The sequence below is a fragment of the Flavobacterium sp. ASW18X genome, assembly GCF_005144745.1.
Lineage (GTDB): Bacteria > Bacteroidota > Bacteroidia > Flavobacteriales > Flavobacteriaceae > Croceivirga.
The window spans coordinates 87,568-100,470 of the sequence record NZ_SWKK01000008.1 but is presented as its reverse complement, the minus strand read 5'-3'; the positions used below and the strand labels follow the sequence as shown (position 1 = coordinate 100,470).

General features: G+C 36.5%; 15 protein-coding genes. All 15 read left to right on the top strand.

Annotation, left to right across the window (positions count from 1 at the left end; all coding sequences use genetic code 11):
* Positions 1 to 38 precede the first annotated feature (38 nt).
* The 15 genes from FBT53_RS05960 to atpG all read left to right on the top strand — a co-directional run bounded on the left by FBT53_RS05960 (position 39) and on the right by atpG (position 12,742).
* The gene (locus FBT53_RS05960; protein ID WP_080317770.1) at positions 39 to 377 is read left to right on the top strand and encodes a PadR family transcriptional regulator; all 339 of its coding nucleotides are present in this window, start codon (positions 39 to 41) and stop codon (positions 375 to 377) included.
* A complete protein-coding gene (locus FBT53_RS05955) occupies positions 374 to 1,033 on the top strand; it encodes a hypothetical protein (RefSeq protein WP_169630320.1) in 660 nt (219 codons plus the stop codon). The genes FBT53_RS05960 and FBT53_RS05955 overlap by 4 nt, the downstream gene beginning before the upstream one ends.
* Positions 1,030 to 1,731, top strand: coding sequence for a hypothetical protein (locus FBT53_RS05950; protein WP_136950257.1), 702 nt, complete (start codon positions 1,030 to 1,032; stop codon positions 1,729 to 1,731). The genes FBT53_RS05955 and FBT53_RS05950 overlap by 4 nt, the downstream gene beginning before the upstream one ends.
* Before the next feature lie 53 nt (positions 1,732 to 1,784).
* Positions 1,785 to 3,257 carry a DUF5687 family protein gene (locus FBT53_RS05945; protein WP_136950256.1) on the top strand — a complete coding sequence of 491 codons (1,473 nt, stop codon included), beginning with the start codon at positions 1,785 to 1,787 and terminating at the stop codon, positions 3,255 to 3,257.
* A 26-nt stretch (positions 3,258 to 3,283) separates the two neighbouring features.
* Positions 3,284 to 3,991: an ABC transporter ATP-binding protein gene (locus FBT53_RS05940; RefSeq protein ID WP_136950255.1), complete on the top strand. Its 708-nt coding sequence runs from the start codon at positions 3,284 to 3,286 to the stop codon at positions 3,989 to 3,991.
* Between the two features lie 73 nt (positions 3,992 to 4,064).
* The gene (locus FBT53_RS05935; RefSeq protein ID WP_240729775.1) at positions 4,065 to 6,614 is read left to right on the top strand and encodes a hypothetical protein; all 2,550 of its coding nucleotides are present in this window, start codon (positions 4,065 to 4,067) and stop codon (positions 6,612 to 6,614) included.
* A gap of 5 nt (positions 6,615 to 6,619) precedes the next feature.
* A complete protein-coding gene (locus FBT53_RS05930; protein WP_136950254.1) occupies positions 6,620 to 7,042 on the top strand; it encodes a polymer-forming cytoskeletal protein in 423 nt (140 codons plus the stop codon).
* Positions 7,020 to 7,247, top strand: a complete 228-nt coding sequence (locus FBT53_RS05925) for an AtpZ/AtpI family protein (RefSeq protein ID WP_136950253.1) — start codon at positions 7,020 to 7,022, stop codon at positions 7,245 to 7,247. The genes FBT53_RS05930 and FBT53_RS05925 overlap by 23 nt, the downstream gene beginning before the upstream one ends.
* Before the next feature lie 6 nt (positions 7,248 to 7,253).
* Positions 7,254 to 7,655: a DUF6168 family protein gene (locus tag FBT53_RS05920; protein WP_136950252.1), complete on the top strand. Its 402-nt coding sequence runs from the start codon at positions 7,254 to 7,256 to the stop codon at positions 7,653 to 7,655.
* 76 nt (positions 7,656 to 7,731) lie between these two features.
* Complete coding sequence (gene atpB / locus FBT53_RS05915; RefSeq protein ID WP_136950251.1) at positions 7,732 to 8,910, top strand: F0F1 ATP synthase subunit A; 1,179 nt, start codon at positions 7,732 to 7,734, stop codon at positions 8,908 to 8,910.
* 37 nt (positions 8,911 to 8,947) lie between these two features.
* Positions 8,948 to 9,136 carry an ATP synthase F0 subunit C gene (atpE, locus tag FBT53_RS05910; RefSeq protein ID WP_136950250.1) on the top strand — a complete coding sequence of 63 codons (189 nt, stop codon included), beginning with the start codon at positions 8,948 to 8,950 and terminating at the stop codon, positions 9,134 to 9,136.
* A 91-nt stretch (positions 9,137 to 9,227) separates the two neighbouring features.
* Positions 9,228 to 9,725, top strand: coding sequence for a F0F1 ATP synthase subunit B (locus FBT53_RS05905; protein ID WP_136950249.1), 498 nt, complete (start codon positions 9,228 to 9,230; stop codon positions 9,723 to 9,725).
* A gap of 18 nt (positions 9,726 to 9,743) precedes the next feature.
* A complete protein-coding gene (gene atpH, locus FBT53_RS05900) occupies positions 9,744 to 10,283 on the top strand; it encodes an ATP synthase F1 subunit delta (RefSeq protein ID WP_010516226.1) in 540 nt (179 codons plus the stop codon).
* Positions 10,284 to 10,285: 2 nt separating this feature from the next.
* A complete protein-coding gene (gene atpA, locus FBT53_RS05895) occupies positions 10,286 to 11,866 on the top strand; it encodes a F0F1 ATP synthase subunit alpha (RefSeq protein ID WP_136950248.1) in 1,581 nt (526 codons plus the stop codon).
* Positions 11,867 to 11,881: 15 nt separating this feature from the next.
* Positions 11,882 to 12,742: an ATP synthase F1 subunit gamma gene (atpG, locus tag FBT53_RS05890; protein WP_136950247.1), complete on the top strand. Its 861-nt coding sequence runs from the start codon at positions 11,882 to 11,884 to the stop codon at positions 12,740 to 12,742.
* The last annotated feature ends 161 nt before the right edge of the window (positions 12,743 to 12,903 follow it).

Genomic DNA, 12,903 nt, shown 5'->3' with positions numbered 1-12,903 from the left:
AAAAAACTTATGCATAAGAAATTTATGTATATTTGGATATGGCAAATTCAAAGTTGTACAAAGGGAGTTTGAGTACCATCATCCTAAAATTGTTAGATGAGGAGGGTAAAATGTATGGGTACGAAATAACCCAGAAAGTAAAACAATTAACAAAAGGCGAGCTAAAGATTACAGAAGGTGCCTTGTACCCGGCACTTCATAAATTAGAAGCAGAAGGTTTGTTGGATGTTGAGGTGGCAAAAGTGGATAACCGTTTACGCAAATACTATAAGTTAACAGAGCAAGGCGAAAAGGAAACGGTGAATCGTCTGGCGGAGTTGGAAGAATTTATACGCAGTATGGAAACCTTGTTGAATCCTAAATGGAAATTGTTATGATAACAATGACAGCAGAACAAATAAAAACCGTTAACAACTATTTAGAAAGGGTTGGCCTGGTACATCAAGATGTAAAATTAGAAGTATTTGATCACATGATTTCTGGAATTGAGGATAAAATGAGAAATCGTAAAATATCTTTTAAAAATGCTTTAGAAGAAGAAAAGATGAATTGGAAAGACGATTTAAAACTATCCCATTCATATTGGATTGGTTTGGCGTGGACAGCACCAAAATTGGTAATTAGCAAAACAGTCAAAACAATAAAAAAGGCCTATTTATTAAGTCTATTATATTGTATTCCTGTAGTGTTGTTCTTTTTTATATTAAATACCAAAGGTTCACAACTTCTTGAAATAGTTATCGGTATTATAGAATTTTCAATTTTATTTGGTTTGGTCTTTTATCATTTTCAGATTTTAAAAACTAAGCAAAAATCTAGTTTTCAGTTTTTGTTCAAGATAAATTGTGTAGGCATGGCATTTGCTTATCTGTTGTATAATCCATTAGTTTCTAACATTATTGGGATTTTTAAAGGAGAACATTTGAGTTATGTTGGCTTGATTTTCCATTCTTATGCTATCGTATTTTCAAGGTTTCTCTTCCAATTTGCACTAAACCATCTAAGAACAGTTGAAAAGCTAAGAGTGGAATGAAAAAAACTTTGACACAAGAACAAATAGAAACGCTACACAGCTTCGTGCGTTCACATTATGTAGAACATTTGGATGTACAAATAGAATTGGTAGACCATTTGGCTCAGGGCATAGAAGCGCAATGGAACGGTTATCCAGAACGTTCTTTTGAGCAGTGTTTGGAGATAGAATTTAAAAAATTTGGAGTGTTTGGCTTTATGGAGGTGGTAGAAAAGAAAACCACCGCTATGAATAAAAAATATAGACGGCTACTTTGGCGCTACACTAATGAATGGTTTTCAATTCCCAATATTATTTTGGTAATGGGAGCAATTTTTTTGCTCTATATCGTATTAGGGTCAGAGATTCTAAATGCCATTAAGTTTGAAATTTTAGTAGGTCTTTTTATGGTATTGGCCAGTGTTGCACTAATCCGAACATTCCATTTAAAAAAACAGCTAAATCATAAACCTGAAAAATGGTTGCTAGAAGAATTGATATTTAATTTAGGAGCATACTTACAAGTAATTTTGTTGCCCATTCATTTGCTAAATTTTAATAATTCACTTGGATTATTAGACACCAATTGGGGATTGCTGTTATGGTCCGCATTAGTAGTTGTTTCTGTACTGCTTTATATCTTAAGTGCATACATAATACCTGCTAAGGCAGAAGAATTATTGGCCGAAGTGTATCCAGAATACAAACTGGTATACTAATGTAACAATTAATGTAAATTACCTACTCATAGAACCAAACAACACCACCAACCATGTTTAAACGTTTACTAAACCTTCAATGGAAATCTTTTTTTAGAAAAGCTTCTTTTAAAACCGAATTATGGATTAAAATATTCATGGGTATTGGCGCTTTTTTTGTCGCGATATATCTTCTGGGTTTTGGGGTAGGCGCCTTTTTTTTAATAGAAAAACAGGGTTGGGGAGACCCACTTAGAGTGGTCAATAAGTTTCTTGTTTACTATTTGGCATTCGATTTTATGTTCCGTTACATGCTACAAAAAATGCCTGTAGCCAACATAAAACCCTTACTGTATCAACCTATAAAAAAGTCCAAAATAGTACACTTTATATTGGGGCAAACAGCAAGTTCTTTCTTTAATTGGACACATGCTTTTTTCTTTATACCTTTTAGTATAATTCTTTTAATAAAAGATTACACCGCCATTGGAGTAATAGGTTGGCATTTGGCTGCAATGGCACTAATCTATGCGGCCAACTTTTTAAATGTACTTGTAAATAGTAAAGACGTAGTTTTCTATAGTATTGTTGCTGTATTTGTATTGTTGGGTGTATCCCAATACTATAGTTTGTTTGATGTTACTAGTTATACACAGCCCATTTTTGATGTTTTCTATGATGTGCCGTGGACAGCAATTGTACCTTGGTTGTTAACTATTGGACTGTATTTTGGAGCACACAACCATTTTTTGAACCGAATGTATTTAGATGCTGGATTGGCTAAGAAAACTGCTGAAGCAAAAACAGAGGAAATGGACTGGCTTAACCGATATGGCGCTCTGGGCACTTTCTTAAAGAACGATATTCGCTTGATTAAACGAAATAAACGGTCACGTACCGCTGTACTGATGAGCGTTTTGTTCTTGTTTTATGGCCTTTTGTTTTTTACAGGAGGTATAGAAGCTTACGACAACTCATTTATGAAGATTTTTGCAGGTATTTTTGTTACTGGGGGTTTTCTTTTCACATTTGGTCAGTTTGTACCCAGTTGGGATAGCAGCTACTATCCCCTAATGATGAGTCAGAATATAAAATACAGGGAGTATTTAGATTCCAAATGGTACTTGGTGTTAATGGCAACGGTAATCTCCACAATTCTGGCAACTCCGTATTTGTACTTTGGTTGGCAAGCTTATGCTGCGTGTTTGGTAGGGGGTATATATAACCTTGGTATCAATAGTCATCTTGTACTTTGGGGTGGCGCTTATATTAAAATGCCAGTAGATTTAACGAGCAACAAAAAAGCTTTTGGGGATAAACAAGCTTTTAACGGTAAAACCTTATTACTGAGTTTACCTAAACTTTTATTGCCTATTATTATTTACGCTTTAGGTCATTTTTTAATTAGCGAAATAGGGGGCTATGTTCTAGTCGCATTAGTAGGACTTTGTGGATTCATTTTTAAAAACAAAGTGTTTAATAAGATAGAAGAAATCTATAAGAAAGAAAAGTATAAAACCCTACAGGCCTACAAACAAAAATCATAAATAATAACCATCAATCCATAACTATAATGATACAAGCCAAAGATTTAAGCAAGACCTACGGTGAGCAAACCGTTTTAAATATACCTGAATTAACCATAGAAAAAGGCCAAAGTATAGGTTTGGTTGGCAACAATGGAGCGGGTAAAACCACGCTGTTTAGTTTGCTGCTAGATTTAATACAACCCACCACAGGGCATATAGAAAATAATGGGGTACGTGTAGACCAAAGCGAAGCTTGGAAACCTTTTACCGCTGCTTTTATAGATGAAACCTTCTTAATCGGTTACCTAACTCCGGAGGAGTATTTTTACTTTATTGGCGAGTTAAGGGGGCAAAACCGTGCAGATGTTAATGCGTTATTAGCACAGTTTCAAGATTTTTTTCATGGGGAGATTTTGGGTCAGAAAAAGTATCTGCGCGACTTATCTAAAGGAAACCAGAAAAAAGTGGGTATTGTGGCAAGTTTTATAGGGAATCCAGAAGTTATAATTCTTGATGAGCCCTTTGCAAATTTGGATCCTACTACACAAATTCGCTTAAAAAGCATAATTAAAGATTTGGCTGCCAAAGCAGGGGTAACAGTATTAGTTTCTAGTCATGACCTTATCCATGTAACCGAAGTTTGCGAGCGTATTGTGGTGCTGAATAAAGGTGAATTGGTGAAAGACATCATAACATCAGAAGCTACTTTAAAAGAATTGGAACAGTTTTTTGCGGGAGAAGAATTGGTATAGTTGCATTTTATCGATGAATCCTATACTAAACAGCTATTTTTTTAGTTATGCATAGGTAGGAAAGATCAATACTTTGAAGCTTCAAATTAACACAAAATACATTGTTGCAACCGCCCTTTTGTTTTCTTTGGGTTGTTCTACTAAAAAAGATGCCTTTATCAATAGAAATTGGCACGCTTTAAATACCAAGTACAACACGTTGTACAATGGTAACATCGCCTTTGAAGAAGGTAGAGAAGAATTAAATGCGTCTTACCGAGATGATTTTTGGGACATTTTACCCGTAGAACGTCTTGCGGTAACTGATGAGATTAAATTAGACTCAGAAAACAATAACCCAAACTTTATTCGTGCAGAAGAAAAGGCAACAAAGGCCATACAGAAGCATAGTATGGATATAAAGGATATTGAGCGTAATCCCCAAACAGACGAAGCTTTTTTATTGTTGGGTAAGGCTAGGTATTTTGACCAACGCTACATTCCAGCTTTGGAATCCTTCAACTATATTCTTAAAAAATACGAAGCAAGCGATAAACTGAATGAAGCCACAATATGGAGAGAAAAAACGAATATGCGTTTAGGCAATCCAGAGTTGGCGATAAAAAATTTAAAAAGACTTCAAAAATTTGAACAGCTAAAAGATCAAGAATATGCAGATGCAAATGCAGTTTTGGCACAATCTTTTTTAGAAATTGGGGTAAAAGATACCGCTATTCAGAAACTAAAGATAGCACAAGCTTACACTAAAAAGAAGGAAGAAAAAGGAAGGTATTTATACATTATAGGACAATTATATAATACATTAGGCTATAAGGATAGCGCTAATTATGCTTTTGATAAGGTGATAGCTTTGAACCGAAAAAGCCCTAGAGTGTATATGATCAATGCACATTTACAAAAGATTCAAAATCTTGAACTTAAACCAGAGAATGAGGAGTTTTTGCATGAGTATCTAACAGACCTAGAAGAAAATAGAGAAAACAGACCCTTTTTAGATAAAATTTACCGTCAGGTAGCAGAATTTCACTTACAAAAAGGCAATGATAGCTTGGCTATAGCGTACTACAACAAATCCATTAAAGCTACACAGCAAGATCAAAAATTGAATGCTTTAAATTATGAAACCTTAGCGGCTTATAATTTTGACCAGAATGCCTATAAAAATGCAGGTGCATATTACGATAGTGTTTTGCAAAACCTTAAAGAAAACACCAAAAAGTACCGAGCAATTAAAAAGAAGTTTGATAACCTAGAAGATGTCATAGCTTATGAAGATATAGTGCAGCATGCAGATAGTGTTATCACTATTTATGATATGCCAGAGACAGAACGGAAGGCCTATTTTGAAGATTATATTGCCGAATTAAAAGCGAAAGAGGAAGCCTTAGAAAAAGAAAAAGAAAAGCGCGCCAATGCCGGTTTTGCACAATTTGCACAAACAAGCGGTGGTAAGGCAAATCAGGGCAAATTTTACTTTTACAATGTGGTGAGCTTAGGTAAAGGAGCAACAGCTTTTAGAACCCAATGGGGAGATAGGACCTTGGAAGACGATTGGCGTTGGAGTAATAAAAGTAAAGTGGCTATATCAGAAGCTACTGGGGAACCGGTTGCAGCAGATGACCAAAAATTAGTGCCAGCTAATGAAAAGTTCTCTTTGGAATACTATCTAAATCAAGTACCAACGGACACTAAAATCATAGACAGCTTGGTAGCGGAGCGTAATTTTGCCAACTACCAATTAGGACTTATTTACAAAGAAAAGTTTAAAGAGAATTTATTAGCTGCAGGTAAATTGGAGCGGGTGCTTCAAGAAAATCCAGAAGAACGATTGATTTTGCCTTCTAAATACAATTTATATAAGATTTATGAGGAAGAAGGTAGCGCTTTAGCTACAACCATGAAACAAGATATTATCAAGAACCATGCAGGTAGTAGATACGCAGAAATTCTTTTAAATCCTCAAGCGGTTTTAGATGCCAACGCAGATAGTCCAGATGCCAAATATGCTGCGCTTTTTAAAAAGTACGAAGAGCAACAGTTTTTAGAGGTTATCACGGCATCTCAAGAATTAATTAATAGATTTACAGGAGACCCCATAGTTCCTAAATTTGAGTTGTTGAAAGCGAATGCCATTGGGCGTTTACAGGGTTATGAGGCATTTAAAGAGGCGCTAAATTATGTAGCCTTGACCTATCCTAATAATCCAGAAGGTAAAAAAGCGGAGCGTATAGTTGCAGAGCAACTTCCTAAATTAGAAAGCAAAGAATTTAGTCCAGAGACAGGCTCCAAAGGTTCTGGTAACTGGAAAGTGGTTTTTCCGTTTAAAAATGCGAATAATACTGCAGCATTGGCCTTAAAAGAGCGTTTAGTAAAAGCGATAGAAGAACTAAAGTATAAGAATAAAATATCCAAAGACATTTATAACCTGGAAGACCAATTTGTGGTAGTGCACGGCTTTAAAAGCAAAGATTTTGCTTTAGGTTTTGCAGAACTTATAAAAAACAATAAGGATTACAGAATTACGGATAAGAATTTCGTAATTTTATCAAAGAACTACCAAACCATACTAGTTCATAAGAATTTAGAAGCTTATAAATCTCAAATTTTAACCCCAAAACCGTGAGTAAAATGTTTTCAGACAATAAAAAGCCACGCCCAAATGAGGGCTTTGGTGGTGGTCAACCCAACAGAATTGAAAAGAACACTGTAATTAAAGGAGATATTACCTCTGAGGCCGACTTTAGAATAGATGGCAAGCTAGAAGGTAATGTAAAAACTTCTGGTAAGGTAGTTATTGGTAGAGGTGGCCTAATAAAAGGTAAAGTGGAGTGTGTAAACGCAGATATAGAAGGAAACTTTAATGGGGAACTTTATGTATCGGAGCTATTATCTTTAAAAAGTGATGCTAAAATAGAAGGCACAGTAAATGTTGCAAAACTAGCGGTAGAACCGGGAGCAACATTTAATGCTACGTGTACTATGGGTAAGGTTAACATGAATGCTCCTAAACCACAGGGGCAAAGACAGAATGAACCCGCAAAAGCGTCCTAACGAAAAACAACAGCTATTAAAAAATATAGCCAGTTTTTCTGGTGTCGCCATTCAAATGGGGGCTACTATTTACCTAGGTAATCTTTTTGGAGAATGGGTAGATGGTAAATTCAATACTGCGTATTGGGAAGAAATCATAACTTTGTTGGCTGTTTTTATGGCCATGGGGCTTGTAATTAAAAAAGCAATATCCATGGGTAAATAGTCTACTTTGAAACATAGTATAAAAAGTTTATTCGTAATTCTTGGTGTAGGTGCTGTAGCGTATGGTATCCACACCAAGTTTTTTTTAGAAGAGGGTCCATTTCTAGACTTTCTTTCAAGAACCTATTTTTTTCATTTTATATGTTCTGCCTTATTAGTGGTAGGTATCCAAGCTTTATCCACGGTAAAAAGTCTAGTCAATTCTCTTGGTATTGCCTATCTGGCTGCACTATTTATAAAAATGGGTTTGTTTGTTTTATTATTCAAAGAACCACTCTTTGCAGAAGAGGAAACACCTAAGTCAGAATTGCTTTCGCTATTAATACCATTCTTTATTTCATTGTTTGTAGAGGTGTATTTCATCGCTAAAATCTTGATGAAAATAGATACATCAAACAATATTCGATGAAAATGGTTTGGATTACAGCAAGATGTATTACTTTTGCGCAAAATTTTGACGAGCCTCATTTTTGAAATTTATCATGATGAAGAAAAATCTAGGTATTACTAGTTTGCTTTTTGCACTATTATTTTCTATCCAATTATTCGCTTATTCTGATAAGGAACACGCTAGTACTGATGGCGGTGAAGTAAACACAAAAGAAGAGGTTAACGAGTATATTCAGCATCACCTTAAAGATGCGCACGATTTTCACTTATTTTCCTACACTGATTCTCACGGCGAACGTAAGCACATTGGTTTTCCGTTGCCTGTAATTGTTTGGTCTAGTAATGGATTGCAAACGTTCATGTCTTCTGCTTTTCATCATGATGATGCAGGAAACGTGATTGTAGAAAAAGGAGGGTCTAGATTTGTAAAGATTCACGAAAAAATATACGAATTAGATAACGGGGTTAATAAGGTTGCTTTTGATGAAGCGCACCACCCTACCAATGCGCATAAAGTGTTAGATTTTTCCATCACTAAAGGTGTTTTTGGTATGTTGTTAGCGGGTTTATTATTGGTGTGGGCTTTCGCTTCTTTGGCTAAGCAATACAAAAATAAAAGTGTGCCAACTGGTTTTGGTCGTGTTTTGGAGCCTCTTGTTTTATATGTGAGAGATGAAATTGCAAGACCAAATATTGGGGAGGATAAATACCAACGCTTTATGCCTTTCTTGTTAACGGTATTTTTCTTTATATGGGTATTGAACCTATTGGGGATGACGCCGCTTGGTTTTAATGTTACCGGTAATATTGCTGTAACCTTTTGTTTAGCCTTATTTACATTTTTGATTGTTCAATTTAGTGCAAACAAAGATTATTGGAAACATATATTCTGGATGCCAGGCGTACCGGTACCCATGAAAATTATTTTAATGCCAATTGAAATCTTGGGAATGTTAACAAAACCATTCTCTTTGATGATTCGTTTGTTTGCCAATATTACTGCAGGCCACTTTGTGGTAATGAGCTTAATTGCGTTAATGATATTGCTTAAATCTTCTTTTGGAGCTGTAGGCTCTACGGGAATCTCTTTTGTGTTAACCTTGTTCATCACGGTAATAGAATTGTTGGTGGCGTTTTTACAGGCGTTTATCTTTACAATGCTTTCTGCCTTATTTATCGGAATGGCGGTTGCGGAGCATGACCATGAACATGAGCACGATGCACATGGCCATGAGGTTTCTGATGTGGAAGACGTTAGAGAGAATTTTGTTTAGAATTATTATTGTTTAATTATTTATAAAGTCAATTACTATGTACAACTTAATTGGAGCTGGATTAATCGTTATCGGAGGTGGTATCGGTTTGGGTCAGATTGGTGGTAAAGCGATGGAAGGTATCGCTCGTCAACCAGAAGCAGCTGGAAAAATCCAAACTGCGATGATCATCATCGGTGCACTTTTAGAAGGTTTGGCCTTTGGTGCGTTGATCTTAGGAAGGTAATTACAAAGAACATCCATCCTGCAACGGTTGGTTGCAGGAGGTGTTTTTAAAACATTTACGATTAAATAATAATTGATAAAAGTATTTTAAAATGGATTTGTTAAACGATTTTTCACCGGGCTTATTTGTAATGCAAGCCATCATTTTATTGGTGTTGATTTTCTTGCTAGCAAAATTTGCATGGAAACCAATAATGCAATCTTTGAATGAAAGGGAAAAAGGAATCCAAGATGCATTAGACGCTGCTGAAAATGCGCGTAAAGAAATGCAAAACTTGCAGGCAGATAACGATAGATTGTTGCAAGAGGCAAGAGCAGAACGCGAATCTATGTTGAAGGAAGCGAGAGAAATCAAAGAGAAAATGATTTCTGACGCAAAAGAGCAAGCCCAAGTAGAAGGTGATAAGATGATTGCTCAAGCACAAGCTGCAATTGAAAGCGAAAAGAAAGCGGCTATGGCAGAAATCAAATCACAAGTGGCTACCCTTTCTGTAGATATCGCAGAAAAAGTAATCAAAGAAGAATTGTCCAGCAAAGACAAGCAATTACAGCTTGTAGAAAACATGTTGGGTGATATCAAATTAAATTAATAGTAAGAAAAGAATCCTATGAGCGATTCAAGAGCAGCTACACGTTACGCCAAGGCGGTGCTAGATTTTGCCATGGAGCAAAAGGCCGCTGATAAGGTAGAGAAAGACATGAAAGATATCATTGCTACTATTGCAGAAAGCAATGAACTTAAACAAGTTCTTTCCAGCCCCGTCGTAAAGTCAGAAATCAAAAAAGCTAGTTTAAAAGCTATCTTTAAAGATGGTGGTCAAATAACCATGGGTTTATTAGACACCTTAATGGCCAACAAACGTTTGGATTTGTTGAACGAGGTTGCTTTAAAATATATAGCCCAATACGAGCAACGTAAAGGGGAAGATGTGGCATATGTAACATCTGCCGTGCCTTTAACAAAAGCATTGGAAGATAAAATATTGGCGCAAGTAGCTAGTTTAACCGGCAAAAAAGTAACCTTGGAAAACAAGGTTGACGAAGCCTTGGTTGGTGGTTTTGTACTACGTGTGGGCGACTTACAATACGATGCAAGTGTAGCAAGCAAATTAAAAAGTTTAAAAAGGGAATTTACAAATAGTCTATAACAATGGCAGCAGTAAAAGCAGCTGAGGTATCAGCAATCTTAAAAGAGCAATTATCAGGATTTGAAGCATCTGCTTCTTTAGATGAAGTGGGTACTGTACTTCAAGTAGGTGATGGTATTGCACGTGTTTACGGTCTATCTAACGCACAATATGGTGAGTTGGTAGAGTTTGATGGCGGTATGCAAGGTATCGTATTAAACTTAGAAGAAGATAACGTAGGTGTGGTGCTTTTAGGTCCTTCAAAAGAAATCGTTGAAGGTGCTACTGTTAAGCGTACACAACGTATTGCTTCCATCAAAGTTGGTGAAGGTATCGTTGGTCGTGTTGTAGATACTTTAGGTAACCCTATAGATGGTAAAGGTCCAATTTCTGGAGACACTTATGAGATGCCACTAGAGCGTAAAGCGCCTGGGGTAATCTTCCGTCAACCAGTAAATGAACCAATGCAAACAGGTATCAAATCTATTGATGCCATGATTCCTATTGGTCGTGGTCAGCGTGAGTTGGTTATCGGTGACCGTCAAACAGGTAAAACAACCGTTTGTATAGATACCATTCTAAACCAAAAAGAATTTTATGATGCAGGTGAGCCTGTATACTGTATCTACGTTGCTGTAGGTCAAAAAGCTTCTACCGTTGCTGCTATTGCAAAAACATTAGAAGAAAAAGGTGCTTTAGCGTATACTACAATTGTAGCTGCAAACGCATCTGATCCTGCGCCAATGCAAGTATATGCTCCATTTGCCGGTGCTGCAATAGGTGAGTACTTCCGTGATACAGGTAGACCAGCATTGATTGTTTATGATGATTTGTCTAAGCAAGCCGTTGCTTACCGTGAGGTGTCTTTGTTATTAAGAAGACCACCAGGACGTGAGGCTTACCCTGATGACGTTTTCTACTTGCACTCAAGATTATTAGAGCGTGCGGCTAAGGTTATTGCGGATGATGAAATTGCAAAGAACATGAACGATTTGCCAGAATCGTTAAAGCCAATTGTAAAAGGTGGAGGTTCTTTAACCGCATTGCCAATTATTGAAACACAAGCGGGTGACGTTTCTGCCTATATCCCAACCAACGTAATTTCTATTACAGATGGTCAGATATTCTTAGAGCAAGATTTATTTAACCAAGGTGTACGTCCTGCAATTAACGTAGGTATCTCTGTATCTCGTGTAGGTGGTTCTGCCCAGATTAAATCAATGAAGAAAGTATCTGGTACGCTTAAATTAGACCAGGCACAATTCCGTGAACTAGAAGCATTTGCTAAGTTTGGTTCTGACCTGGATGCAGCTACCTTAAACGTAATTGAAAAAGGTAAGCGTAACGTAGAAATCTTAAAGCAAGCGCAGAACGACCCATTTACGGTAGAAGACCAGGTAGCGATTATTTTTGCTGGTTCTAAGAACTTGCTAAGAGATGTGCCGGTAGATAAAGTAAAAGAGTTCGAAAGAGATTACTTAGAGTTCTTAAATGCTAAACACAGAGGTGTTTTAGATACCTTAAAAGCAGGTAAACTTACAGATGAGGTTATAGAAACTTTAACAGCTGTTAGTAAAGAACTTTCTGCAAAATATAAAGCTTAAATTTTAATCTAAAGGATGGCAAATCTTAAAGAAATACGTAATAGGATTTCATCGGTAAAGTCTACCATGCAGATTACCAGTGCCATGAAAATGGTATCTGCTGCTAAGCTTAAAAAAGCGCAAGACGCCATTACCGCTATGCGTCCTTATGCAGATAAATTAACGGAGTTGTTGCAAAGTTTAAGTGCTAGTTTAGAAGGTGATGCGGGCAGTGCTTATGCAGAAAACAGAGAGGTTAATAAGGTTTTGGTTGTAGCCATTACTTCTAACAGAGGTCTTTGTGGTGCGTTTAATGCCAATATCATAAAACAAACCGCAGCTTTAAAGCAACAATATCAAGGTAAGCAAGTAGACTTTGTTGCCATAGGTAAAAAAGCCAATGATGCCCTTGCTAAAGCAGACACGGTAATTGCTAACCATAGTTCGGTTTATGATGACTTAACTTTTGAAAATGTAGCAATAATTGCTGAAGATTTAATGCAACGTTTTGTGGCCGGTGAGTACGATAAAATACTTATCATCTATAATAAGTTCAAGAATGCTGCAACACAGGTGGTTACCACAGAGCAATTTTTGCCTATTGTACCGGTTGCATCAGAAGGTGATGTAGTTGCTTCAGATTACGTTTTTGAGCCTTCTAAGCCAGAGATTATTGAGCAGTTAATCCCTAAGTCCTTAAAAACACAATTGTACAAAGGAATTAGAGATTCTTTTGCTAGTGAGCATGGTGCACGTATGACAGCTATGCACAAGGCTACAGATAATGCTGGTGAGTTAAGAGACCAGTTAACCTTAACGTACAACAAGGCAAGACAAGCAGCTATTACTAACGAGATTCTAGAAATCGTTGGTGGAGCAGAAGCTTTAAACAACTAATAAGAACGTTTTGTTCTACTAAAGCCCCTGAAATATTTCAGGGGCTTTTTTTATGCCGATTATTTTCTATTAAACAATTAAGTTTATATTTAACCTTCTGGCATATGAATTTGGAGACGTTTAAGCCGTTTAACGGAGGTTTAGGCTGTTCAACGATATGT

Coding starts and splice junctions, on each gene's coding strand:
- FBT53_RS05945 (WP_136950256.1), top strand. CDS start 1,785: ATGTTTAAACGTTTACTAAACCTTCAATGGAAATCTTTTTTTAGAAAA.
- FBT53_RS05925 (WP_136950253.1), top strand. CDS start 7,020: ATGAACCCGCAAAAGCGTCCTAACGAAAAACAACAGCTATTAAAAAAT.
- FBT53_RS05955 (WP_169630320.1), top strand. CDS start 374: ATGATAACAATGACAGCAGAACAAATAAAAACCGTTAACAACTATTTA.
- atpG (WP_136950247.1), top strand. CDS start 11,882: ATGGCAAATCTTAAAGAAATACGTAATAGGATTTCATCGGTAAAGTCT.
- FBT53_RS05940 (WP_136950255.1), top strand. CDS start 3,284: ATGATACAAGCCAAAGATTTAAGCAAGACCTACGGTGAGCAAACCGTT.
- FBT53_RS05960 (WP_080317770.1), top strand. CDS start 39: ATGGCAAATTCAAAGTTGTACAAAGGGAGTTTGAGTACCATCATCCTA.
- atpE (WP_136950250.1), top strand. CDS start 8,948: ATGTACAACTTAATTGGAGCTGGATTAATCGTTATCGGAGGTGGTATC.
- FBT53_RS05930 (WP_136950254.1), top strand. CDS start 6,620: ATGTTTTCAGACAATAAAAAGCCACGCCCAAATGAGGGCTTTGGTGGT.
- FBT53_RS05950 (WP_136950257.1), top strand. CDS start 1,030: ATGAAAAAAACTTTGACACAAGAACAAATAGAAACGCTACACAGCTTC.
- atpA (WP_136950248.1), top strand. CDS start 10,286: ATGGCAGCAGTAAAAGCAGCTGAGGTATCAGCAATCTTAAAAGAGCAA.
- atpH (WP_010516226.1), top strand. CDS start 9,744: ATGAGCGATTCAAGAGCAGCTACACGTTACGCCAAGGCGGTGCTAGAT.
- FBT53_RS05905 (WP_136950249.1), top strand. CDS start 9,228: ATGGATTTGTTAAACGATTTTTCACCGGGCTTATTTGTAATGCAAGCC.
- atpB (WP_136950251.1), top strand. CDS start 7,732: ATGAAGAAAAATCTAGGTATTACTAGTTTGCTTTTTGCACTATTATTT.